At 42.3% G+C, this 25,254-nt stretch carries 25 protein-coding genes; 5 read left to right on the forward strand and 20 right to left on the reverse strand.

What is annotated here, in order from left to right; all coding sequences use genetic code 11:
* Positions 1–134: 134 nt before the first annotated feature.
* Both AAGU76_RS15340 and AAGU76_RS15345 read left to right on the forward strand, forming a co-directional pair.
* The gene (locus AAGU76_RS15340; protein ID WP_342486403.1) at positions 135–1,349 is read left to right on the forward strand and encodes a DUF1576 domain-containing protein; all 1,215 of its coding nucleotides are present in this window, start codon (positions 135–137) and stop codon (positions 1,347–1,349) included.
* 1 nt (position 1,350) lies between these two features.
* On the forward strand, positions 1,351–1,692 hold the full coding sequence (locus AAGU76_RS15345; RefSeq protein WP_342486404.1) for a hypothetical protein: 342 nt from the start codon (positions 1,351–1,353) through the stop codon (positions 1,690–1,692).
* Positions 1,693–1,741: 49 nt separating this feature from the next.
* Here the strand turns inward: AAGU76_RS15345 and AAGU76_RS15350 are convergent, their stop codons facing one another.
* Genes AAGU76_RS15350 through tadA form a run of 3 tightly spaced genes read right to left on the reverse strand, consistent with a single transcriptional unit; the run spans position 1,742 to position 3,522 of the window.
* Positions 1,742–1,930 carry a 4-oxalocrotonate tautomerase gene (locus AAGU76_RS15350; protein ID WP_342486405.1) on the reverse strand — a complete coding sequence of 63 codons (189 nt, stop codon included), beginning with the start codon at positions 1,928–1,930 and terminating at the stop codon, positions 1,742–1,744.
* Between the two features lie 26 nt (positions 1,931–1,956).
* Positions 1,957–3,054: an alanine/ornithine racemase family PLP-dependent enzyme gene (locus AAGU76_RS15355; protein ID WP_342486406.1), complete on the reverse strand. Its 1,098-nt coding sequence runs from the start codon at positions 3,052–3,054 to the stop codon at positions 1,957–1,959.
* Positions 3,055–3,066: 12 nt separating this feature from the next.
* Complete coding sequence (tadA, locus tag AAGU76_RS15360) at positions 3,067–3,522, reverse strand: tRNA adenosine(34) deaminase TadA (protein ID WP_342486407.1); 456 nt, start codon at positions 3,520–3,522, stop codon at positions 3,067–3,069.
* 187 nt (positions 3,523–3,709) lie between these two features.
* Here tadA and AAGU76_RS15365 point away from each other — a divergent pair, with 187 nt between their 5' ends.
* From AAGU76_RS15365 to AAGU76_RS15375, 3 genes are all read left to right on the forward strand, one after another.
* On the forward strand, positions 3,710–4,765 hold the full coding sequence (locus AAGU76_RS15365) for an S-layer homology domain-containing protein (RefSeq protein ID WP_342486408.1): 1,056 nt from the start codon (positions 3,710–3,712) through the stop codon (positions 4,763–4,765).
* Between the two features lie 217 nt (positions 4,766–4,982).
* A complete protein-coding gene (locus tag AAGU76_RS15370) occupies positions 4,983–5,912 on the forward strand; it encodes a hypothetical protein (RefSeq protein ID WP_342486409.1) in 930 nt (309 codons plus the stop codon).
* Between the two features lie 32 nt (positions 5,913–5,944).
* A complete protein-coding gene (locus tag AAGU76_RS15375) occupies positions 5,945–6,589 on the forward strand; it encodes a hypothetical protein (RefSeq protein WP_342486410.1) in 645 nt (214 codons plus the stop codon).
* A gap of 172 nt (positions 6,590–6,761) precedes the next feature.
* Here AAGU76_RS15375 and AAGU76_RS15380 read toward each other — a convergent pair whose 3' ends face one another.
* The 17 genes from AAGU76_RS15380 to AAGU76_RS15460 all read right to left on the reverse strand — a co-directional run bounded on the left by AAGU76_RS15380 (position 6,762) and on the right by AAGU76_RS15460 (position 25,168).
* On the reverse strand, positions 6,762–8,510 hold the full coding sequence (locus tag AAGU76_RS15380; RefSeq protein WP_342486411.1) for a hypothetical protein: 1,749 nt from the start codon (positions 8,508–8,510) through the stop codon (positions 6,762–6,764).
* Positions 8,491–9,387, reverse strand: a complete 897-nt coding sequence (locus AAGU76_RS15385; protein WP_342486412.1) for an ATP-binding cassette domain-containing protein — start codon at positions 9,385–9,387, stop codon at positions 8,491–8,493. The genes AAGU76_RS15380 and AAGU76_RS15385 overlap by 20 nt, the downstream gene beginning before the upstream one ends.
* Entirely contained in the window at positions 9,380–9,766 is a 387-nt protein-coding gene (locus tag AAGU76_RS15390; RefSeq protein WP_342486413.1) for a GntR family transcriptional regulator, read from the reverse strand. Before AAGU76_RS15390 ends, AAGU76_RS15385 begins: the two co-directional genes overlap by 8 nt.
* Positions 9,767–9,962: 196 nt before the next feature.
* Entirely contained in the window at positions 9,963–10,892 is a 930-nt protein-coding gene (locus AAGU76_RS15395; protein ID WP_342486414.1) for an AEC family transporter, read from the reverse strand.
* Between the two features lie 153 nt (positions 10,893–11,045).
* Positions 11,046–12,317, reverse strand: a complete 1,272-nt coding sequence (locus AAGU76_RS15400) for a TRAP transporter large permease (protein WP_342486415.1) — start codon at positions 12,315–12,317, stop codon at positions 11,046–11,048.
* A 1-nt stretch (position 12,318) separates the two neighbouring features.
* On the reverse strand, positions 12,319–12,798 hold the full coding sequence (locus AAGU76_RS15405; protein ID WP_342486416.1) for a TRAP transporter small permease: 480 nt from the start codon (positions 12,796–12,798) through the stop codon (positions 12,319–12,321).
* A 92-nt stretch (positions 12,799–12,890) separates the two neighbouring features.
* On the reverse strand, positions 12,891–13,925 hold the full coding sequence (locus tag AAGU76_RS15410) for a TRAP transporter substrate-binding protein (protein ID WP_342486417.1): 1,035 nt from the start codon (positions 13,923–13,925) through the stop codon (positions 12,891–12,893).
* Between the two features lie 28 nt (positions 13,926–13,953).
* Positions 13,954–14,712: an SDR family oxidoreductase gene (locus tag AAGU76_RS15415; RefSeq protein WP_342486418.1), complete on the reverse strand. Its 759-nt coding sequence runs from the start codon at positions 14,710–14,712 to the stop codon at positions 13,954–13,956.
* A gap of 37 nt (positions 14,713–14,749) precedes the next feature.
* Complete coding sequence (locus AAGU76_RS15420; RefSeq protein ID WP_342486419.1) at positions 14,750–16,063, reverse strand: dihydrolipoamide acetyltransferase family protein; 1,314 nt, start codon at positions 16,061–16,063, stop codon at positions 14,750–14,752.
* Between the two features lie 20 nt (positions 16,064–16,083).
* Positions 16,084–17,055, reverse strand: a complete 972-nt coding sequence (locus tag AAGU76_RS15425) for an alpha-ketoacid dehydrogenase subunit beta (protein WP_342486420.1) — start codon at positions 17,053–17,055, stop codon at positions 16,084–16,086.
* 9 nt (positions 17,056–17,064) lie between these two features.
* Positions 17,065–18,030 carry a thiamine pyrophosphate-dependent dehydrogenase E1 component subunit alpha gene (locus tag AAGU76_RS15430; protein ID WP_342486421.1) on the reverse strand — a complete coding sequence of 322 codons (966 nt, stop codon included), beginning with the start codon at positions 18,028–18,030 and terminating at the stop codon, positions 17,065–17,067.
* Positions 18,031–18,057: 27 nt separating this feature from the next.
* Positions 18,058–18,906 (reverse strand): 3-methyl-2-oxobutanoate hydroxymethyltransferase, encoded by an 849-nt coding sequence (gene panB, locus AAGU76_RS15435; RefSeq protein WP_342486422.1) that lies wholly within the window; start codon positions 18,904–18,906, stop codon positions 18,058–18,060.
* Between the two features lie 200 nt (positions 18,907–19,106).
* Positions 19,107–21,080, reverse strand: coding sequence for a sigma 54-interacting transcriptional regulator (locus AAGU76_RS15440; RefSeq protein ID WP_342486423.1), 1,974 nt, complete (start codon positions 21,078–21,080; stop codon positions 19,107–19,109).
* A gap of 170 nt (positions 21,081–21,250) precedes the next feature.
* Positions 21,251–22,189 (reverse strand): ATP-binding cassette domain-containing protein, encoded by a 939-nt coding sequence (locus AAGU76_RS15445; RefSeq protein ID WP_342486424.1) that lies wholly within the window; start codon positions 22,187–22,189, stop codon positions 21,251–21,253.
* Complete coding sequence (locus AAGU76_RS15450) at positions 22,176–23,249, reverse strand: ABC transporter ATP-binding protein (protein ID WP_342486425.1); 1,074 nt, start codon at positions 23,247–23,249, stop codon at positions 22,176–22,178. The genes AAGU76_RS15445 and AAGU76_RS15450 overlap by 14 nt, the downstream gene beginning before the upstream one ends.
* A 9-nt stretch (positions 23,250–23,258) precedes the next feature.
* Positions 23,259–24,227, reverse strand: a complete 969-nt coding sequence (locus tag AAGU76_RS15455) for an ABC transporter permease (protein ID WP_342486426.1) — start codon at positions 24,225–24,227, stop codon at positions 23,259–23,261.
* Positions 24,227–25,168 (reverse strand): ABC transporter permease, encoded by a 942-nt coding sequence (locus tag AAGU76_RS15460; protein WP_342486427.1) that lies wholly within the window; start codon positions 25,166–25,168, stop codon positions 24,227–24,229. Before AAGU76_RS15460 ends, AAGU76_RS15455 begins: the two co-directional genes overlap by 1 nt.
* Positions 25,169–25,254 lie beyond the last annotated feature (86 nt).

Below are 25,254 nucleotides of genomic sequence, written 5' to 3' on the forward strand. Positions count from 1 at the left end.
GTCTCCATGTATCGTACCGTTTGAAGCGATGCTTCACTAATCATATTATCTCAAAAATGAAAGGGGTTGTTGTTTTATTGCACCGTGAATCAGGAAAAAAAGATTCGAAACCGGCTTTTCAGCAGACGGATCTCATGAAGATATTGTTGTTTTTCCCAACAGTTTTAATTGTTTTTGCTTTTATTTTTGATGCGCCCTCAAGCATTGCAAAAGGTTTGTACAGTATTGTAATTTCAAAGGACATACTGCTTACGGACTACCTTGCAGTGGGCGGAATAGGCGCAGCATTTCTTAATGCTGCTGTTCTGGCTTATGCCAACATTTACATCATTCATAGACTGAAGGTTAAAATAACAGGCCCTGTTTTGGCCGGTCTCTTGACCATAACGGGTTTCTCCTTCTTCGGCAAAAATGTATTCAATGTCTGGCCCATATACCTGGGTGGCCTTCTGTACGCAAAGTACCAGAAAACAGAATTCAAAAACGTCCTCATAGTCATGATGTTTTCCACTGCATTGGCACCTATTGTGACTGAAGTGACCTTCGGTCTCAGCCTTTCTTACGACATCAGTGTTCCTTTAGGGATTTCAATTGGCATGTTCTGCGGTTTTGTGGCAGTTCCGCTGGCAGCCAACATGAATAAGCTTCACGACGGCTACAATCTCTATAACATAGGTTTTACCGCAGGCCTCATAGGGACCATCATAAACTCCCTGTTGAGAAGCTTTGATATAAACATATCCCAGCAGCAGATTTTATCTTCTGACTATGAAGCAGAGCTTCAGGCTGTCCTTGTGATATTTTTCCTTTTTTTAATTGTTTTGGGATTTGTCAAGAACGGAAAAAGCTTTAAGGGATACTCGGGCATACTTAAGCATTCAGGCAGGCTGGTAACTGATTTTACACAGCTGGACGGCTACTCGCTTACATTTGTGAACATGGGAATCATGGGTTTCATATCCATGATGTTCGTTGTAATCCTGGGCGGAACATTCAACGGACCTGTGTTTGGAAGCGTCCTGACGGTTGCTGGATTTGCTGCATTTGGAAAACATCCGAAAAACACAATTCCCATTTTGACAGGGATTTTTGTAGCCGGTATGCTAAAAATATGGGACCTTAGCTCAACCTCTGTGATAATCGCGGGGCTTTTCGGAACAACCCTGGCACCCATTGCAGGAAGATATGGATTTTTTGCAGGAGCAGCCGCAGGCTTCCTGCACCTTTCAGTGGTAATGAATGTAGGAATAATTCACGGCGGCATAAATTTGTACAACAACGGATTTTCAGGAGGCATCGTGGCTTCCCTCATGTTTCCGGTACTGGAAGCATTGAAGAAAGGAGACTGACATGAAGTACGAAATACAGAAAGTCACAAGAATAGCAGACGTGATTATTGATTTTTACCTGAGCCACTCGGCAAAAAAACTGGACATGAGCATAGAAGACCTGCCCGACAAATATATAATGACCTTTGAGGCAGCGGAAATAAAGTGTTCAAACAAGACCGCCAACGACCTGAACAAGCTGCTGAGCTCCGAAAGGCAGAAAGAGGTTGAGGAAGTTTACTGGCAGCTTGGAAGCAACGATGTGCAGGGTGAGGAAATCAACCTGATCGGCATGATGGTGGACGAGGTGAAGATTGAATACAACTGTCCCTCGCTTAAGATAAAAATGGTCAGAAAAAAATAAGCACTCCTATAAATATCAAAACCGGCAGATTTTCTGCCGGTTTTCATCTTTATTTATCGTCGCACTTCAAAACTCCGCCCTGAGCGTAGTTTTCAAACTCCATTTCCCTTATGATGATCTTAACGGCTTCCCTTGGGCAGTTTGCTGTTTCAACAACAGCCTGGGTAACTTTTTCTGCCAGAGCTCTTTTTTGCTCCACAGTTCTTCCTTTTAACATTTCTACCTGAATTATTGGCATGGTTGCCTCCTTATGACATTATAATTTTATTGTTGATCGTTGATTATTTTCTTATGTACATAACCTGACAGCGATGTGAACAGCATGGCCTGATATAAAACGTTGAATTCAACGGTATCTCCAAGCTTGTATTCCACGCTGCTGTCCTGAATATCCAGAATCGTGTGATCGCTGCTGGCTCCGAGCACCTTTATTCCCTTGTCCTTTGGAATCAGCTTGGAGGAATCGCCAACATCCTGGTTCCCCAGGGCAACTATTGCCCTTCTTCTGATTCCCCTGTCCTCGTAGTGAGCGTGTTCTCCAAAGGCGTTGACCATAAGCTCCCCTATGGGGTGAGTTGGTTTTTGGTTTAACTCAATTATCTGCGCCTTCAGCACAAACGTGTCAGCATCAAGGCCTTTTATGTCAGTGTTCCAGTAAAGGGGCAGATCCTGGGTGTTTACTATACCTTCACCGATTCTCAGATGGTTTATTTTTTTCGGAACCTGTCCTTTGACCAACAGCGGAAGGGTGGTTGTTGCCCCTCCTGAAATGATGTTCAGACTTCTGCCCAGCATTTCCTCAACTTCAGCTGCTGCCTGAGACAATTCGGTAAGGTTTTTGTTGGTGGGAGCAACAGAACCGTAGCAGCTGAGGTTTGTTCCTATGCCCTCCAAAACCAGGCCGTGAAGTTCGTGCTCAACAAACCCGCAGAGCTCATTAAGCTCCCCCCTTGTGAACACTCCTTCCCGAAGGTCCCCAAGATCGTACATGATAACCACCCCGTACTTTTTGTCCTGCTTTCTTGCTTCCTTATCAAGAGCAATCAGGGTGGCTTTTTCGGAAACCAGTGTCATGTCGCTGTACCTTACAACCTCCTGAATTTCACTGGCCATGGGTATCCTAACCAGCATCATGGGAACTTCAATCCCATATTCCTTCAGGGATTTAAGCTGCTCAATCCTTGAGCTTCCAAGCTGCACGCATCCTCCCCGAACCATTTCGCGGGAAGCTTCCGCAATTCCTCCGAAGCCTTTGACTACTCCGGCAACCTTAATGCCGTATTGGCTGCACAGGCTTGTAACGATTTCAGTATTCGATCGAAGTTTTTTCAAATCAACTTCTAGCACCGGGTATCTTTCCATAATTCCCCCATTTTATTTTTTATATTTCCTAAGATTAAGAAAAAAATCCTTTATCAGTGAGGTGCATTCTTCCTCCAAAACTCCGAATTCCACTTCCACCTGATGGTTTAGATTATCCATCTGGACTATGTTCATCACGGAGCCGCAGGCACCTGTTTTCAGATCCCTTGTTCCTATGACCAGCCTTTCTACCCTGGCGTTTACCAGGGCACCTGCACACATGGCACAGGGCTCCAGGGTAACGTACATGGTGCATCCGGGCAGTCGCCATCCTCCCAGATTCCTGCAGGCATCCCTGATTGCCGTCACTTCAGCATGAAGAGTTGCATCCTTCAATGTTTCCTTTTGGTTGAATCCTCTGCCTACGACTTCACCGTTTCTCACTATGACGGCCCCTATGGGTACCTCGTTGATCTCGTAAGCCTTTAAAGCCTCCTTAAGGGCTTCCCTCATAAATGTTTCGTCCATTATCATTCCTGTATTTTATTATAATTAATTATAGTTTACCTTATAACCATAAGTCAATACATAACTAATTATTGCCTGTTTACTTTTACCTTTAAAAAAACTATAATGAACTAAGAAAAAGGATGGTTTATGGAACAATTTTCTTTTTTCCTGAGTCTAATTAAAAAAGACATTCAAGGAGGACGCTTTGAAAAACATAATAAAGAAAATATCAGTCTTCGGACTTTGCATGACTATAGCAATAAATATGAAGGCTCCCGCATGGGCAGGAGTTCTTGATGCCATAACGGATACCGGTATTCCAACAGAGGCCGTTACCACTGAAGGTACCGGTGCGGAGTCTTCAGCAGAAACTGCAGCAGGTGAAGTAAAAACCGCTGCAGTGACCACAAGTACCTCTTCATTTTCTGATATCGACGGTCACTGGGCTAAAAATTGGATAACATCAGCAGTAAAGCTTGGTTTTGTATCAGGCTATGAAGATGGGACCTTCAAGCCGGACAGGACAATTACCAGGGCCGAGTTCTCGAAGCTGTTAAACAGTGCCCTGCACATTGAGAACAAATCAGACATAGGTTTTTCAGATGTCAAGAGCAGCGACTGGTTCTACAATGAAATACAAAAATCAGTGGCTTCAGGCTTCTTTTCAGGCTATGAGAACAACACCTTCAGACCCAACAACCCCATAAAGCGCGAGGAAGTGGCAAAGGTTGTGGCCAGCGCCATGACAACGGGTGACATAGACGGAGAAGGTGCAACGCTTCTGAAGGACTACAGCACGATTCAGGACTGGGCCAAATCAAGCGTCAACGCCGTGTACAACAAGGGCTACATCCTTGGTTACCCTACAGGAGTGTACATGCCTTCCAAGGCTCTTACAAGGGCTGAAGCCGTGAAGATAATTTATGAAATAGTTGAGAATGAAAACATTGAAAGAGGTTTCAACATAACCAACTACAACGAATCCTACTATGGGGCTGTTGTTGTTGGAAACCTGAACATCCTGGATTCGGTGGGAACAGGAAATGTGTACATCAAGAACGTGGTGGTGCTGGGAGATATCGTCATAACGGCAAGCAAGGTTAATTCCGTGCAGCTTACAGATGTTAAGGCGAGAAACATAATAGTCAAGGACCAGAACAATCCCGTGAAAATCGTCCTGAACGACAACATATCCATTGCCAAAACAAATCTTCCCTCCGTTGTGCTCATACAGAAGCTGGGAAGCAACATAAATATATAGCAATTAATAATTAATAGTTAAGAATTTAAGAAGAAATTACAGTTTACGACTTATTTCCTTTAAAAAAGAAGCAGCTAAGGCATGTTTACGGCATGCTTCTTTTTTTGTCAATGAAAATATAAGGGTTTTAAAAAATTTATCTTACAACTTTTACATTTATTGGGTTAAGGTATATAATATAAGTAACAATAGTAGAAGAGAATGGGGGATATCTTTTATGAGGGAAAAACAAAAGCTGTTCTGTATTATTCTATTGATTATTACTTTAGGGATTTCGCTAAAGTTCTATTTCGAAAATAGTGACTTAAAAGCCAAAATCGCAGATTCAGAAAGCAAGTACCAGGACCTAAGGGCAAAGAAAATTAACGATAATTTCTCAGAAGCTACGCTATCAGAAATATCATTGGTACAGGATACCTTTGACTGGATGCATTCTGAAGATGCAGACAGTATTATTTTGGAAAATTACAGCGGCAGATCAATAAATTTAAAAGAAAAATCCAAATTGAACGTACTGATATTGAATGGCATATATTTGGAGAAGAATGTAATTATACCTAAAAACATCATCAGCACCAAAATACATAACGATTACAGGTTTTATTATACCCTCCGCTATAATTTCAAGGAAACCGACAATGAAATTTTAATTTATGACGATGGAACCATAAAGTACAAAGATGCATATTACGAATCTCCTTTTTTATTAAGCTCGGCACAGTCACTGTTGCCTGTCACAGATGAATTGTCAATAGAATTCAATAATGCCATGGATGTAATGCTGAATACAGCTTTAGCCACAAACACGGATTACATGTTTACAAATACGGATGAAAAAAGTTCTGAAGCTGCTCTGTTCTATTTGTGGGATAATGCAGTGAGGCTCAGGGCAACAGCACATTTTATAAATAAAAACATGGTTAAAACAAGTAAGAAGATTATTGAATCCAGTGACATGATGGTTCTAAAATCAACCGGATATTGTGAAGGAAAGCAGGCAGATATGTATATTTACACCGTGAACGGCGGAGAAGTTAGTCATGTACGGTTGATATATAATGATATTGAAGAAGTATATAAACTGAAACCGGAATTGAAAACAAATCCAAAATATATATACCTAAACAACATATGGACTGCTGATTAAGTCATCTGCAGTGTAGTAAAATGGAGTCTATAATGAAAAATAAAAAAACACTAATTTTCATGACCTTAATTATTATAGTATTTTTTATTAATGTACTAGAAATAGATTATTATAAAAATGATAAAACAATAACATTAGATGATTTGTTAATAAACAATAAACTTATTTTGTTTGATAGGAAATTTGAAATAGTTAAAATGTTCACAGACTTTAATGACTATAAGTATGAAAATATAGGGACAAATTCGCCTGACAGCAAAAGAATGCATGAAACTTATACATATGATGATATTAGAATTTCTTATATTACTCATGAAGAAAATTCAGAAAGTGGACTTGCAATATCATATGATATTACAAGCAATAAATATCCAATTAAAGATATTATGGTTGGTGATGATTTAAAATCTATAACTGATAGATATCCTGACTTTGAGGTTATAGATTTAACTGATAACTCTGAAATTACCAATAACATATTAAATATAACCAGCAGATACACCGGTCTCAATAGTTCAAATTCTATGTTCACAAAAGCTATCTTTATTCCAATAAATTATACTAATCTTGACCTGATAAAGTACAAAGATAGTTTGCCTCCATCTATTGCTATAACACTATTATTTTCTAATGATAAGCTTGATATTATTAGTGTTACATGCCCATCGGCAGAATAGATATTATAAATTAATAAAAAAGTAACCCGAATTTCCGGTTGCGATTAACACATCAAAATCGAGTTACTATATATGTTTAAATATAATGGACAAAACTATTGGTCCATATAAAAACTATTATATTAATTTTATGCATATTAAGTGTATTAAACAATTTTAAAGGATTTACTGGTTATTCTAATCCCAGGTAGTTCAATGTGTTTTTAAATCCCGCCAGATTCAGGTTGTCTATGCTGTTGTTCACATTTTCCCCGGTTATTCTGGTGTCTGTAATCTGAAGATAGTATTCGCCTGAATATTCCTTCTCATAAGCGAAGTCGTAGTAGTAAATTCCCAGGTTTTCAAAGGCCCTGTCTTTTTCGAGAACAGACCTGTGCCTGTTTTCAATATCCTTTATCAGGTAAGGTCTCACTTCATCGAAGTTTACATTATTAACAATGGTTCCGTCATTTCCGTATCGGTTTACAAAGCAGCTCACAGTTGATGAGTTGTAGTTTTCCTCGTCAAAGAGGTAGTAGTACTTGTTCCTGATCATTTCGGAAGAGCTCAGGATTTCATAAGCAAGCTCGTTTTTGTTGTCATTCTGGGGCTGTTCACCTTCGGAGCTGACTTTGTAGTCCCTCACTATTATGCTGCCGTCATCCATCATGTAGGAAATTACCATGTTGCTCAGGTAATAGTACTCATACTTGTAGTATCTGTTGGATATTAGCTCCCTGTGAAGCTGGGTGATGTCTTCTATGGTTTCTTTCTCCGTAAATAACACCAGTCCTCGTTCCTTCTGCCACTTCAGAAATTCGTCCCTGGAATTAAAGGTGTCATCATCAAGTTCGTCCATGAAGTCGAAAACCCATGAATTGTTTCCCACATAAGCCATCTTAACGTGAGCAGGATCCGGAACAAAGTCCTTGTACTGACCGGCAAAGGCAACAGTGGCGCCTGTCAGGACCACAAACGCCGCCATGCTGGCTGCAGCCACCTTGAGAGACAGTCTTGATATCCTGAATGATTTCTCCATGACTGCGACTATGATGTAGTAGGAAAGCATAGCCATGAGAACCGAAACCAGAATCTTGCCGGCAATGTTGCTGTTAGAGGATGAAACCACATAGAATGCCGGTAATATAAGGCTTGCAAGCACTGACACAAAGTATTTGTACCCGTCAAACACTATGAAATTTCCGGTATTTTCATTTTTTCTTCTTTTCAGGAACCTGAATATCAGAAGCGTTATGCCTATCAATATGACTCCGAGAAGCAGGAAGTACACGTAGTCCATAGGATTATCCGTGTAGGTAACGAAATAGATGTAATCAATCCTGTAGAACCTGTTCACAAAGTATTCCATCAGCACTTTGGCGCTGAATCCGGCGACCATTCCCTCCAGAATGGTGAATACGAAATTTATTATAAGGTAAATTATCAGAGGCAGGCAGAAGTTGAATATTGTCATGGCACCTGCCATCATGGTGTTGCCGGCAAGTATGGATGAAAGCGATGCAAGCAGTATTCCTGCGGCCAGCCACGGCACTATAATCTTGAAAATGTCCAGTATTTCTATCTCCAGCCCCTGGAACACCACGGACAGAAGTATCAGCACCAGCAAAAATACTGTGAATATAGCGTTGGTTGCTATGTTTACAGTCATCTGTTCCCCGATTGACACAGGCTTTGACTTGTAATATGCCAGTTTAGACTCATTGTGAAGAAAATTGTTATCAATGAGGCAGTTTAAGAATACTAAAATGAAAAGCTCAACAATTCCGAATATTATGAAAAACTCCTGATCCACCTTCAAAATATACGGTATAAGCAGGGTAGTCACGAAAATTATCACCGTTGAAAGAAGGAACCAGCCTTTCTTTGATTTGAGCAAATTCATTAGCAACGGCACAAATGTCTTATTTTTCTTCTGATCCATATCCGGCACCTCCTAATTCTGTTATGAATATTTCTTCCAGACTCATGGACAGCCTGTCAAAAAGAAGCAGTCTGTAGTCTCTTCCAAGCTTCTTTTCAAATTCTGCTGCATCTCCTGTCATAATGCATATGTTGATGCTTCCGATTTTAACATGTTTGATGATATTGAAATCCTTGTATGCGGAAGGATCAAAATTCCCTTCGACCGCAAACTGTACTCTCTTTATATCTTCCTTCATCTTTTCAAGGTTTTCTTCCTTCAGGATTTTTCCTTCATGCATGATGCCCACCCTGTCACAGATGTTGTCAAGTTCCTTAAGGTCGTGGGATGAAATTATTACAGTCATTTCATTGTCCATGACCTCCTGTATGAGAATGTCCCAAAACTTCCTTTTGATGACTGCATCTAAGCCGTCAACTATTTCATCAAGCAGAAGAACCTTAGGCTGTGCTGCAATTGCCATTACAAAGGCTGCCTGCTTTTTCTGGCCTTTAGACATCTTGTTCAGGTTTTTGTCCGCATCTATGTTGAAATATTTCACCAGCTTCTCGAACTTTTCCCGGGAAATGCTGGTGTACATGAGATTTTCATAGGCAAACATCTTATTGAGAGTGAACTGATACGGAAAAAACAAGCTGTCCTGCACGAAGTAAAAATCCTTGATCCTTTCGGAATCTTCCGTAACCCTTTCGTCGTCGTAGTAAATATTCCCTTCATCCTGGCTGAAGATGGCCATTATATGCTTCAGCAGCGTAGTCTTGCCGCAGCCGTTTGATCCCACGAGCCCGTAAATCTGCCCGGCTGCCGCATTTATGCTGATATTCTTAAGTACTTGAAAATCTCCGAATTTCTTGCTTAAATCTTCTACCCTAAGCATAATTCCCTCCCTGTGTGTATTCATTCAATATGCTTCTGACCATAGCCAGCACTTCATTATCCTCCAGCCCAAGCTTCTTCAATGATTTAATGGTGTTGTTCAGCTTCTCTTCCATGTCTTTTATGTGCACACTCCTTAGCTCTTCCGCATCTTTTACAAAGTTTCCCTTTCCTTTTACCGTATAAATATAATTGTCTTCCTCCAGGCTTTTATACGCCTTTTGGATGGTATTCGGATTGATTTTTATCATTGCTGCAAGCTCCCTTACGGATGGCAGCTTGTCGTCAGGCTTCAGCGCCCTTGACAGTATGAGTCTTTTCATTTCGTCATAAATTTGTTCATATATGGCTTTTGAACTGTTGTTGTCTATTTTTATCATCGCACACCTCCCTTTCATACCAACTGTATTAGTACACATGGTACAGTAACTGTATTATATATGCTAGTACAGTATGTGTCAACTGGTAAATTTAATGAAATTAAAAATTACGAGTTAAGAATGAAGAATTAAAAGAAGGACTTGTGCCTCGCACAAGTCCCACATCAATTCTTAATTATTCATTCTTCATTCTTTATTAAATCACGGTGTACAGCCAGAAGAACAGCGGTATAGTTACCAGTGACAACAAATGCGTTATAACCACTACCTTGGATGCCAGCACATCATCTGAACCGTACCTTTGTGCCAGAATTGGCATCAGGGTTGCAACCGGCAGAGCTGCGTATATGACAAATATCTGTTCAATCATGGGTTCAAAATCAAAAAACTTGAATACTGCAATCATGATAATCGGTGAAACGGCCAGCCTGAAAAATGTTGCGTAGTAGGCTTGTACATTTATGAGTGAATTCTTCACTCCGATTATCTTTATCTTGCTTCCTATTATGATCATCGCCAGCACCGTGGTCACATTGTTGAGCAGATCCATAAGTTTCGTTGCAAACATGGGCAGCTTTAGCTGAGTTACATACAAAAATAGTCCCACGTATATTCCAATCATGCCCGGATTAAGCAGTATTTCCTTCATGTTTTTCCTGCCGCCTCCCTTTCCCTTGCCCATCAGTATGGACATTCCGTACGTCCACATGAGGATTATGTTAGGAGTCTGAAACATGGTGGCGTAAAACATGGCCTCGTTGCCGTAAAGCTGGCTTACCAGCGGAAATCCCATGAACCCGCAGTTCATCATGGGCACTGTAAATCTGAAAATCTTTCTCTTTTCCTCGTCTTTTGTGGCCAGTGCTCCCGTATTGCCCAAAAATACCAGTATAATGTGGAACATTACCGCAATCCCAAGGAGGGACAGTCCTGTCTTCACCTGCTCAAAAGAAAACTGTATATACATTCCTTTGATTACCATTGCAGGAATCGTAATGTTTACTAGGATAAAACTCAATGAGTTCTCTGCATCATCAGTCAAAATCTTTTTGCTTCTCATGTAGTAACCTACTGCCATAAGTATGGCCATAAGTATCAAGCTGTTTATTAATGTCACAAATATCATAGTATAGCTCCTTCTCATAGCGTCCAATTCTCAACAGCATAACATGAACCAATAAAATTTTCAAGATAATGATTAGAACGTTTTCTGTTTTTATGTCCGGCAAGGATGTCGGTTATATCCATGTCTGCATAACAATTAAACTATTTCTTCAAATCACTTCAAAATGCCCGGAAGCCACATTGTCAATGATGGCACATAAGTTGTAAGAAGAAGTACAACAATGCCTATGGCAAAGAACGGAAGCATTGAAACTACAGCCTTTTCAAATCTTGACTCCGCTATGTTGGAACCCAGCAGCAAGCAGGCACCAACGGGAGGCGTCAGCAGCCCCAAACACAGGTTGACAGTCATGATTACACCGAACGTAACCGGCGACATTCCAAGCTTGGTTACAATTGGAACCAAGACAGGTATCAGAATGATTATGGCAGCGTTGCATTCCATCAGGCATCCCACTATGAGCAAAATGACGTTTATAAGCAGCAGTATCAACACAGGACTGTCTGTGAGTCCCAAAATGGCTGACGCTACGATTGTCGGCAGGTTGATCACTGTTATGACCCAAGCCAGTATCTTTGATGTTGCAAGTATAAGCATTATTGTAGCAGTGGAAATGGCAGCTTCGCTAAGCAGCCTTGGCAGGTCCTTAATCTTAAATCCCTTGTAAACAAACAACCCTATTATGAAAGCATAAACAACTGCAACAACAGACGCTTCTGTTGGAGTGAACAAGCCTGAGAATATGCCTCCCAATATTATGACCGGCATCATTAAAGCCCAAAATCCTTCCTTTACGGCCTCAATCCTTTCCTTCCAGTCTGATTTTCCTTCCTTGGGGAAATTGTATTTTTTGGCCTGATAAATGGCAACCAGAATAAACGACATGCTTATAAGAATCCCTGGAACTGCTGCTGCAAGAAAAAGTTCACTTATCGAGAGCTGCAGGGATGAACCGTACACTATCAGAGCTATGCTTGGCGGAATGATAGGCCCCACAATTGATGCGGAAGAGGCAACTCCTGCGGCGTAATTGTTCGGATAACCCTGTTTAATCATGGCAGGGATCGTAATACCGCCTATGGCGGCCACCGTGGCAACGGCAGATCCCGAAATAGCTGCAAAAAAAGCTGAAGCAACGATTGTAATGATGGGAAGGCTGCCTGGAAGGTCTCCCAAAAAGGCATTTGCAACCCTTATTATTCTTTTGTTTATTCCTCCACCATTCATCAGGTCTCCTGAAAGCATGAAAAACGGTATAGCCAAAAGCGGGAAGGAGTCCATTCCGTTAAACAGCTTCTGTGGAATCACTATTAGCGGCAGACCTTTGTAGAATATGGTAATGAGCGAGGAGATTCCCAACGAATATGCTATTGGAATTCCTACGGCAGCAAAAACTAATATTAATATAATCAATAAAGCAGCCATTTTATACCTCCCTGACCTTTTTGTTCCTGATGTCATTGATTATTGTTTCAATGGTAAATATCAGCATCAAAACACCACCGGTTGGTACGGCTGCATACATGTAGGACATAGGCAGTCTTAAACCTGCGGATAATTGCTTGTGTGTAATTCCGACCAGATTTATTCCGTAAAATATTATTACAAATATAAATGCAATTATCAATCCCTTTGTAACAATGGTATTAATCTTTCTCAGAGTCTTGGGCATCAAATTTACAAAGAAGTCAACTTCCATGTTCCTGCTCCTTCTGGTTGCTATGGAGGAACCCAGCATCGACATCCATATGAAGGAATATCTTGTCAATTCTTCCGACCATGCGTTTGCGCTTTTGAATATAAACCTCATCACTATCTGATAAAACAGAGCGAGCACCATAACCGCAAACAAAACTGCCAAAATTACCAGAATAATCTTTTCAACCTTATTAAGAATTGATTTCATATTGAATCTCTTCCTCCTTAATACATGAATTTTATAACTGGAAAGCTTATTCACAGCCTTATGCTCAGGCTATGAATAAGCTTCTTGTTTTACTATTTTACTGCATGTATCTTGTCTACCAATTCAGTCAAATTCGGGAACTCTTTTGAAAAGTCTGCCAACTTGGCTTGGAAGCTTGCTACATCCGGATATATTACTTCCATGCCCTTCTCTTCCATCAGCTTGACTGTTGCGGCTTCCTTGTCAAGTACAAGCTGTGTTCTGAAGTTTCCTGCTTCCTTGGCAGCTTCTTTGAAAACCTTCTGAACATCTTCCGGCAGACCGTTGAAATAATCATCGTTGAATATGAATACGTCAGTACTCATTACGTGATTTGTCATAATCAGATAATCGCAAACATCGTAGAAGGCGCTTCCGTAGTTGTACATAACCGGATTTTCCTGAGCGTCAACTGTACCCTGCTGCAATCCGGTATATATTTCAGATGGATCCATTGGAACCGGTGATGCCCCGAAGTATTCCCAGGTCTTAATGTACATTTGTATTCCAGGTGCTCTTATTTTTAATCCCTTAAGCTGATCTGCAGACTCAAATTTCTTGTTTGATGTTACAACCCTGGCACCTCTGTATGAAGGTCCCATGATTACAAATCCGCCTTCCTGGCCGACAGTGGCCAGCAGCTGCTCTCCTATTTCACTTTCCATAACTTTTTTGTAATGATCATAATCTCTGTACAGGTAAGGATATGCATCTATGCTGGCTGTAGGGCTGTATGCTTCCAATGTTCCGATGCTTTCACATACTATCTGAACAATTCCGGGCTCCAGGCCTTCTATTGTATCTCTCCATGTTCCCAGTGAACCGCCTGAAAATACTTCGACCTTCATGGTTCCGCCGGATTTTTCATCTACAAGTCGCGCAAATTCTTGCAGGGACTGGTCTCTTTCATCTCCTATAGCACTACCGTTAGCCAGCTTGAATACCATTGTTTCTTTTTTAGCTTCAGGCTTTTGTTCTGATGTTCCCGAAGGCGCAGGAGCGCTGCTTTGACTGCTTGCACATCCTGCCAATGAACCAACCGCCATAATCAATGCTAAACACAAACTTAACAATCTGAATTTTCTCATTATATCCTCCTTGTATTTTTAAATGTATTTAGTGGAAAGAGAATCCACCATCAACCGTGTAGAGTGCTGCTGTAATAAATTGGGCGTCGTCTGATGCCAAAAATACCACAAGTTCAGCAAGCTTGCCTGGGTCCCCTGCCGTCTTCAAGAGGAAGTTCTTCTTAAGCTCTTCTATTTCAGCCGGGTTCATGTTTGCTTCAATGAGAGGTGTAACATGAAGTGCAGGTGCAACTGTGTTAGCATAGATGCCGTACTGTGCGAATTCCTTTGCAATGGCTTTCGTCAAGCCGATAATGCCTGCTTTTGCTGATGCGTAAGCTGCCTTGCCCAGCAGCCCACCGCCTCTTAACCCTGCTACTGAAGAAAAGTTCACTATTTTTCCGTAATGGTTCTCAATCATGTTTTCTATTACGGCCTTTGTGCAGTTGAATGCGCTGGTCAGGTTAAGGTCAATCAATTTGTCCCATTGGCTTTTATCAAGGTCTCTCAGCCCCAGGGCAATGTCTCTTCCTCCGCCTGCACAATTTATGAGAATGTCTATTCTGCCAAAATCCTGGATGACCTGCTGTCCAATCTGCTGAACCTCGTCAAAGTCTGTTACGTTCGCTTTGTACCCCTTGGCTATTACGCCGTACTTCTGGAGCTTTGTCTGCATTTCTTCAAGCCCTTTTTCATTCATGTCCCACAGCGCAACGTTTGCACCGTTCTGGGCAAATTTCTCTGCCACAGCTGCTCCCAGCCCGCCGGCTGAACCGGTAATAACTGCATTTTTGTTCTCTAGTCTCATTTTTTTCTCCTTTACATTCATATTGTATAATTAAATGTCAGTCAATCAGCAAATAGGGGTTTTCAATCATCTCCTTTATTTCGTTAAGAAATTTCGCCGACATGGCACCATCCACCAGACTGTGGTCAGTAGTAAGACTCAGGTTCATCATGGGCCTTATTGCTACCTGCTTGTTTATGGCTACAGGTTTTTCTGCTATTCTGTTTATTCCCAGTATTGCAACCTCAGGCTTGTTGATGATGGGAGTGAAAGAATCCATTCCATACATACCTATGTTCGTTATGGTAAACGTTCCGCCGCTTAAGCTGTCAGGGCTCAGTTTGTTTGATCTTGCCTCCTCGATTATGTTTTCGGTTTCCTGGGCAATTTCTCTCAGGCTCATCCTTTCAACGCACTTTACATTGGGAACCATTAGCCCTTTTTCAACATCCACCGCTATGCCGATATTCACATGGCTATGGTACGTTATAGTATCGTTTTCAAAGCTGGCATTAAGATACCTGTACTTAAGCAAAAGCTTCGAGAGTATCTTCATCAGAATGTGGTTGTACGTGAGTTTGATTCCTGCATTAGAATATACAGGCTTTAGCTTTTCTCTCAAGGCCATCATCTCAGTCATGTCAGCCTCCAGATTGAATGTTACCATCGGAGTGCCTGCCCAGGTGGTCTGCATTCTTTGGGCTGTTATCCTTCTGATGCCGCTTGCTCTTTCGGTCAGCATGTCCTCCTGTGGCTGATGCTCTACCTTTCTGCTTTCTGCTGCGAGAATGTCGCTGGACCTTATTCTTGTTCCTGAATATATTTCTTCTATGTCTATCCCTTTTTCATCTGCCATCTTTCTTGCTGTCGGTGTAATCTTAACCTTAATTTCCTGCGGCACTGAGTTTAAGATGTCCCTTGCAACTATGACTCCGTTGTATCCTGTTGCTGTAATTTTTGCCAAATCTATCTTTCTTTCAACAGCTATTTTTTTTGCATAGGGAGTTGCAGCCACATATGCTTTTTCAGCCTTTATTAAAATTTCATGTTCCTGCTTGGCATCATCCTGCCTATTCGTTGCTTCTGCCCCCGGGCTTTGCTCTGATTGCGTCAATAATGAAGATATATCTTCATCTTCTTCTGCTATTATGCCTATGAGCGTTTTAACCTCTGCTTTTTCGCCCTCGCCTGCAAGTATTTTTTTCAATGTTCCTTCCGTGTCTGCCGTAATTTCGTTTGTAAGCTTATCAGTTTCAACTTCAAAAAGCTTGTCTCCAACCCTCACATAATCGCCTTCCTTAACGAACCACCTGGTTATGGTTCCTTCGACCATTGTCAGTCCCAGCTTAGGCATCAATATTTCTCTGGCCATCTTCACCCTCCTTTGCAATATTAAAACTTGCCTGCAATTTCTTTTGCTATCTTTTCAGAATCAAGTCTGTATGATTTTTCAAGAGGCGGTGAAAACGGTACCGGTGTAAACGGGGCTCCAAATCTCATTATTGGCGCATCCAGATATTCAATTGCATTTTCTGAAACAAATGCTGCTATTTCTGAACCTACTCCTCCCTGCTTCACTGCTTCATGTATGATGGCCAACCTGTGTGTCTTCTTTACAGACTCCAGTATGGTTTCCTTGTCGTATGGAACCAATGTTCTTAAATCAATGACTTCTGCGCGTATTCCCTGCTTTTCCAGAATTGATGCCACCTCATAGGCCTTCTTCATGGCTATGGAGTAAGATATTATTGTGATGTCAGTTCCTTCCGTAACAACATTTGCCTTGCCTATAGGAACTAGGTATTCTCCGTCAGGTACATCCCCCTTTTCTCTGTAGAGTATTTTGTTTTCAAAATATATTACAGGATTGTCGTCCCTGATGGCGGATTTCAAAAGGCCCTTTGCATCAGCGGCATTTGAAGGAGTAACAACTATGACTCCGGGTATATTCATAAACCACGCTTCTATGCTTTGAGAGTGCTGAGCTGCAGCACACGATGACAATCCGTCAGGGGCTCTGACCACCATGGGAACTGTTGTCTGCCCTCCAAACATGTATCGTATCTTCGCCATCTGGTTGAAGAGTTCATCCATTGCAACACCCATAAAGTCTGCATAATGCATGTCTGCCACAGGTCTCATGCCTGCCAGGGCTGCTCCGATGCTTGTACCGATTATGGCGGTTTCCGATATTGGAGTATCCATTATCCTGTCATAACCGAATTCTGCGGGAAGCCCTTTGAATTGTCCGAAAATTCCTCCTTGGCGAGCTATATCTTCTCCCATTACAAATATGCTTTCATCTCTTCTCATTTCTTCAGCCATTGCTTCAAGAGTGGCTTGCGAAAATGTAATCTGTCTCATTTTTTCCTCCTATACATACAAATCTTCGAACAACTCTGACGGGTCCGGATACTCGCTGTTCAATGCAAAGTCAAGTGCTTCCTTTATTTCTGCTTCAACCTGAGCCTTTATTTCATCCAGTTCTTCCTGCATCATGGTTTTTTCACCCAGAACCCTTTCTTCAAACCTGGTTATGGGGTTGTTGCTGTCATATATTTTCTGGACTTCTTCCTTCAACCTGTAAAGTTCCGGATCTCCCACAAAATGTCCTTTGATCCTGTATGTCTTGGCTTCCAGCAAAAACGGACCGTTTCCTGCCTTTACGTACTCCATTGCATTCCTGAAGCTTTCGTATACGGCAAATACGTCATTTCCGTCAACTATGCTGCTTGCCATGCTGTAACCTGCAGCCCTTGCTGCTATGTCTTCAACTGCAGTGGTCGTCCTATATGGAGTGGTGGAAGCCCACTGATTGTTTTCACATACATATATGGCCGGCAGCTTCCAGGCTGATGCAAGATTCAGCGCTTCATGAAATGTTCCTCTGTTGGATGAGCCGTCTCCGAAAAATGTTACTGCCACGTTGTCTCTTTTCTGTTTCTTTATTGCAAGGGCAGCACCTGTGGCAAGGTTAAAGCCTCCTCCCACAACTCCGTTTGCTCCCAGCATTCCCACCGAGAAATCCGCAATGTGCATGGATCCTCCCTTTCCTTTGCAGGAGCCTGTTTTTTTGCCGAATATTTCAGCCATTACCCTGTTTATGTCCGCTCCCTTTGCGATTGTGTGACCATGCCCCCTGTGGGTGCTTGCTATGTAATCCTGATTTGTGAGACTGGCGCATACTCCTGTTGCGATTGCCTCTTCGCCGATGTACAGATGAACAAAGCCCGGAATTTCTCCGTCCAGAAAGTACCTTTCAACAGTTTCTTCAAATCTTCTGATCTTGTTCATTTTGTAATAAAACGATTTCAAAAGTTCCTTGCTGTAAACTTCCATGATTCCTCCTAATATGTAAATCCTAAATTATTCGAATTCCTTAAACAGTTTTTCAAACTCCGAAATGTCATCGCTGATATGGTAAACGTGCTTATCTTCGGGGAATTTTAAATTCCTCACATCATCACAGTATTCTTTTATGGCATTTACAGTCACTTCTGCAATATTTGCATATTTCTTTACAAACTTAGGTGTAAAGGCCTGGAACATTCCCAGCATATCACCGCATATGATCAGCTGACCGTCGCAGGGGGTTCCTGCACCGATGGAATATACCGGTATGGACAATTTGCTTACTATGAATTCCGTAACTTCCGGAGGAACTGCCTCTAACAGTAAAAATTGTGCTCCTGCTTCCTCAATGGCTATGGCGTCAAGTATTAGCTCCCTGGCACTTTCAACCGTCCTTCCCTGTGCCTTGAAACCGCCAAGAACTCCTGAGCTTTGAGGAGTCAGTCCTATATGGCCGCATACCAGAATTCCTGCTTCTGCGATTGCCTTGATTCTTGAGCACATTCTTCTGCCCCCTTCAAGTTTCACCGCATCCACACCCGATTCCTTCAGAAATCTGCCTGCATTTATTACAGCTGATTCATCTGATACCTGGTATGACATGAAAGGCATATCTCCTACAATAAGTGTATTCTTTGCACCTCTTCTGACTGCCTGGCAGTGAGAAATGCAGTCATCCATTGTTACTGGAATCGTATCTTCATATCCCATTACCACCATGCCCATGGAGTCGCCCACGAGTATCATGTCAATGCCTGCCTGTTCGGCAAATGATGCCATAGGAAAGTCATATGCCGTCATCCACGTCAATTTTTCTCCCTTTGATTTCATAGCCCTCAGGTCTAAAATCGTTTTCTTCTTCATAGCTTCTCCCTAAATATATAAATTTTGTATATTTCCTTTAGCCTCATATATGCAAAATGCATGCCAACCGTCAAACCTGATGATATTTGTTTAAAAACCGGCATTTTGTAAACGTTGTCAAAATTTGAACAAAAAAATATGTTCAACGATTTAACAGTCTTGTTACTATGTTGAACATATATGAATATTGTTGAACATATTTAATTGGTTATAGCCTCAACATCAATGCTGTACTTGTTAATCCTGCTGTACACCGTGTTCCTGCTGAGTCTCAGGATTCCGGCCGTTTTTGATATATTTCCCCTTGCTGCTGTCAATGCTTCATGCAGCATTTTGTATTCTGCCTCCTCTACGGGCGAGAGAGCTTTTCCAGTCACTGCGCAAGTGAGTTCTTTTGCTATGGTATTAATAGACTTATATTTTTGATTTGTAATGTTTTCTGAAAGATCCTCCACATCGATTACTTCCCTGTCGCATATGTTTACAGCTCTTTCCATCATGTTTTCAAGTTCTCTCACATTTCCGGGCCAATCGTAGTTTTCCAGCAGCCTGAGGGCATTGTCCGATACGGTCTTTATATTCTTTCCGAGCTTCCTGTTCATAATTTCTATGAAATGATTAAGCAAAAGTCTTATATCACCTTTTCTCTCCCTCAATGGTGGAATCACTATACTTAAGACATTCAGCCTGTAATACAGATCCTCCCTGAAGTTTCCGTTTTTGCACTCATCCATGAGATTTTTGTTGGTAGCGCAGATAATTCTTACATCCAAATCGATTATGTTGCTTGAACCGATCCTGGTTATCTGATTGCTTTGTATGCACCTGAGCATTTTAACCTGCATGTGCAGAGGCATGTCCCCGATTTCATCAAGGAACAGTGTTCCGCCGTTAGCCATCTCGAATTTTCCCAGGTGCCCGTCCTTCGAGGCTCCTGTAAAGGAACCGGATTCGTATCCGAAAAGCTCGCTTTCAATGAGCTCATTGGGTATGGCTGAGCAGTTCATGGCTATGAAGCTTTCGTCACTTCTGTTGCTGGCATTGTGGATAGACTGCACAAAAAGCTCCTTTCCCGTACCGCTCTCACCGTAGACAATGACCTTTGATTCACTGTTTGCTGCGATTTTCGCCAGCTTTATAGCCTTTTTCATGGCAGAATCATCGGTTATAATTTCGTCAAATGTAAATTTGCCGTAGTTTCCCACAAAATTTCTTATCATATTGTTTATTGTTTTAATTTTACTGAATTTTTCGATAACTCCGATTATTTTCCCATTGCAATCAATAATGGGATTGGCAGTCTTTATGAGATGCAGCGTTATTTTTCTGTTCCTGTCATATTTCTTATACTCCCTGTTTTCATAGCCCTTCCGTGTCTTTAAAACCTCCAGTATATCTGTAGTTTCACCAAACAAGGATTCTATGTGTTTTCCAACTATGTCTTCTGAATTGACGTTCAGAATCTCAGCCCCGGCATTGTTTAAAAATGTGACGATGCCTTGATGGTCTATGGCAATGAAGCCGGAATCAATGAATTCTGATACAGCCTGCTGATACCTCATATTGTTATTGAGCTTGACATTTTTTTCAATGATCACAAGCTGATTTTCGATGGCTTTCGTCGCCGCAACCACCATGCCTAACGTGTGCAGATGAGTATGCTTTGAATATCCTTTCATGCTTATTGCTCCTATAAGCTGCCCGTTCACCATTATAGGAGAAGATGAGCATGTCCAGTCACCGTAATTGTACAGATAATGCTCATTGCCTACAAGCTGTATTGGCTTCTTATATTTAATTGAAGTATAGATGGCCGTATTTCCCAGGCAATCAGGTGTCCAGTATGAACCTATTACAAAATTCACCTTGTTTACGGAATTTTCAATTATATCCTTGTCTCCGACGAAATCTAATAGACAAGCGTTTTCATCTGTCAGAGTAACCGAGAACCCCGAGTTGTTCACAATATCATAAAGCTCACGCATAAAAGGCTTTGCAACCTCGATCAATGTCTTTTTTTCCTTCAGCAGCCTCTTTACGCCTTCTTTATCCAGTATCCTGCTTTTGGGAAGCTGTTCTCTCTTTACGCCTAACCGGACGCTTTCCTCCCATTCGTTCCTGACGTAATCCTTTTCAAATCTCTTTATTTCACGCTTAATATCAGAGTTACCCATTATGTCCTCCTGCCTGCGTACAATATTGATTTAATAAAGTTTGATGGAAAATATATATTGTATTATATTATAACACAGTTGTTCATAAATTCAACACAATTTTAATTAAGAATTAAGAGTTAGGAATTAAACGAAAGGATTTGCTTTTGGCAAATCCTCGGAAGTTTTTGTCACATCATGCGTCTGTACTCTTCTATTTCCCTTTCATTTCCCAGCACGAAGTGTTCTTCTTCGATTTCCGTCCATGAGGGAGGACTTGTTTCATAATCATAATGGAAGCTTGCCGGATTGTAAGTTTCCACCTGCTTGTTTCGTTCAACCCTGGGGTTTGGTGTCGGTATTGCCGAAAGAAGCGAACGGGTGTATGGATGCAGCGGATTGGCAAAAAGTTTTTCCGTTTCAGCCATCTCCACTATTCTTCCCTTGTGTATTACGGCTATCCTGTCCGATATGAATCTGACTACAGACAGATCATGAGCTATGAACAGGTACGTGAGGCCTTTTTTCTTCTGCAGCTCAGACAGCAGGTTTATGACCTGAGCACGTATTGAAACGTCCAGTGCAGAAATGGGCTCATCTGCTATGACCAGCTCAGGCTCCATTACCAGCGCCCTGGCTATGCCTATTCTCTGCCTCTGTCCTCCTGAAAATTCATGAGGAAACCGGCTTGCAAATTCCGGAAGCAGACCAACGTCCAGCAGCGCCTGTTCTACAATCTTCTTCCTGTTTTCCTCAGTACCGTAGTTTTTAAGGTTGTACAGCCCTTCAGACACTATGTAGTCAACCTTTGCCCTTTCATTGAGTGAAGCCATAGGGTCCTGAAAGATCATCTGTATTTCCCGTGTCAGCTCCCTGTCCTCTTGAGAGTCTATCTTGCCGCTGATTTTTCTTCCCTTGAAGATTATTTCTCCGCCGGAAACAGGATTGATCCTTATGATTGCTCTTCCGATTGTGGTCTTTCCTGAACCCGACTCTCCTACGAGACCGAAGGTCTCACCCTTGTATATGTTGAAGCTTACATCGCTGACTGCCGTGAACCTTTTTTTCCTGTTCCCGAACTCAACCCTGAGGTTTTTCACCTCCAGCAGCTTTTCCTTATGGCTGGACATTGACTTCACCCCACTTTTCCCTCATTTTTTGAATCATAAGAGGCGGTTCAACTTTAGGGGCCCTGGGATCAAGAAGCCACGTCTTGGCCTTGTGGGTGGGGCTTACCTGGAAGTACGGAGGCCTTATTACGAAGTCTACCTTAAGAGCCCTGGGGTTTCTTGGGGCAAATGCATCTCCTGTGATTTCCTTGAACAGGTTGGGAGGCGTTCCCTTTATGGAATACAGCGGCTCACCCTTTATGCCCAGCTGCGGCAGCGAGGACAACAGAGCCCATGTGTACGGATGTCTGGGGTCGAAAAACACTTCTTCGGCTGTTCCTATTTCCACAATGTCCCCTGCATACATGACTGCAATGCGGTCTGCAACATTGGCAACAACCCCCAGGTCGTGGGTTATGTATATTATGGTAAGGCCGTATTTTTCCTGCAGATTTTTTAGAAGCTGCAGTATCTGAGCCTGAATTGTAACATCAAGAGCCGTTGTGGGTTCGTCACAGATGAGAATGTTTGGGTTGCATGCCACAGCTATGGCTATTACTACCCTCTGCCTCATGCCGCCTGAAAATTCATGAGGAAACTGACTGTACCTTTTTTCGGGATCTGATATACCCACATCATTTAAAATTTCAACAGCCAGTTTTTTGGCTTCCTCACCCTTCATATTCCGGTGAAGCTCTATGGACTCCTGGACCTGTCTGCCGATGGTCTTCAAAGGGTTCAGTGATGTCATGGGGTCCTGAAACACCATTGCAATTTCCCTGCCCCTTATTTGTATCCATTGCTCCTCACTCTTAAACCTTGCGAGGTCCTGACCGTTGTACATTATGGTGCCTTCCTCTATTCTTCCGTTGGAATCCAAAAGTCCCATGAAAGACTTTGTGAGAACGGACTTTCCTGAACCGGACTCCCCTACAATGGCAAGGCTCTCTCCTTTATGAAGGTCAAGAGATGCTCCGCGTATGGCCGTAAGCTCCTGGCCTCTTAAGCTGAACTTTATTACCACATCCTCAGCGGACAGTATGATTTCGCCTTTTATAATTTCTTCAATTGTAAGTGCCATACTTCCCTCCTAAACATGATTTCTGGGGTCAGCCGAATCGGCAAACACATTGCCTATGACATAGAAAGAAACTGTCACTACAGATATGACGACAGCCGGGAAAAACAGCTGATATCTTGAACTTGGAACCATCATGAGAGCCCTTCCCTCGTTAATAAGGTTTCCCAGTGACGGAACATCAAGTGGAAGACCCATTCCTATGTATGAAAGGAAAACTTCGTTGCCTATGGCTGCAGGTATTGCCAGAGCCATTCGAAGCATAATGACGGAAACCAGGTACGGAAGCAGGTTTCTGGTGATTATCCTGCTTGTGGGAGTGCCCAGGCACCTGGATGCCAGGTTGTACTCCCGATCCCTGATGATTATTATGAGGTTTCGTACAAACCTTGCCATCTGCAGCCATCCGGTCATGCACATGGCAAATATTATTGTCTGTATGCTCGGCTTCATGATGTACGTGAGTATTATAAGTACAACCGTGGTTGGTATGTTGTCCCAAACGTTGTAGATTTCTGTTATGACGGCATCCAGCTTCCTCACGTAGCCCCACAGTGCTCCGATGGTGATACCCACTATGGCTTCAAACAACCCCACCGCAAATCCAATAAAAATCGATGTCCTCGTTCCGCTCCATACGCGGGCCCACAAGTCCTGACCGATGGAATTCGAACCGAACCAGAATTCCTCACCTGGCGGAACATTTCTGTACTGCAGCCCCGTAGCCGGATCGTTGTAAATGGTGGTGGGACTCTTCTGATTGGGCAGGTACGGCTGCACCGCGGTGAACACAAGGATTAAAGCCACAACTATCAAAAAAGCAACGGCTGCTCTGTTTTTCATGAACACCTGGAAGGTTGACCTCCAGAAAGAATAGTTGGAATATCCCGTAAGCTCTGACTTGGACTGGTCGTATTCCGCAAATTCAAACAAGGATGGTTCTATGTCATCCATGTATTTTTTCATAACCATGCTGCTCATTATCTGGATCCTCCTTCGCTGCTCAATTTGATTCTCGGGTCAAAGGATGCCATGAGTATGTCCCCCAGCATCAGGCCGATTATTCCTATGGATGAATAAAGTAGTACGAGCGCCTGAACCAGCGTGTTGTCCTGCCTTTGAATTGCAGTAACCAGAAGCCCGCCGGTTCCGGGAATGGAAAACAGGGACTCCACGTATATGGAGCCTGCAACTGTGTACAGTATTGATGCAGGCAGGTACTGGGCCATGGGCACGAATGCGTTGCGCATCACATGTCTGACCATTATTTCCTTGTTCCTTAATCCCTTTGCCCTTGCAAGCCTCACATAGTCCTTGTTCAGTTCGTCAACCATGTATCGTCGTATCCACATAGCATAGTATGCGATGTTGACCAGTGACAGGCACAACACCGGAAGTATCCAGCTTCTTGCATCATTCTTTGCAAAAAGGAGCGGTAGCTTGAACCAATCTGTAAAAAATACCTGTATGAGGAGGTAGTATATGACTGCAGGAACTGCATTGGCTCCCACCACATAGCCGGTTCCCAGCTTATCCCATATCTTACCCTTGAATCTAGCCATTAAAACCCCAAGGCTTAACCCCAGAACAAGCGACACGCACAGCGATGCCAGTCCGAATTTAAGCGAAATAAATATCTTGTCACTCATGATATCAGAAATCTGAGCCTTTGGCCTGTATGTTATGGATTGTCCCAGGTCGCCCCTTAACAGATCGGTATAAAAATTCTTAAGCTGAATGTACCATGGGTCCAGCAGACCAAGGTTCTCAAGCTTTGCAACCTTCTGCGCTTCATCAAGCTTATCATAGCTGGAACCGAAATACCCTTCCACAGGCATAAGGCGCATCAGCAGAAAAACCACAGTCACTACGATTATAAGCGTGACAAATGACCTGAACAGCCTGCCTAAATAATATTTCATAAATTAGCCTCTCTTTCCGAATTTATTGACTTTGAAACATAATAAGCCAGGCAGCCGATACAAATAAATAATTAAGGGGCTGTCAG

This window comes from Sedimentibacter sp. (assembly GCF_038562225.1).
Lineage (GTDB): Bacteria > Bacillota > Clostridia > Tissierellales > Sedimentibacteraceae > Sedimentibacter.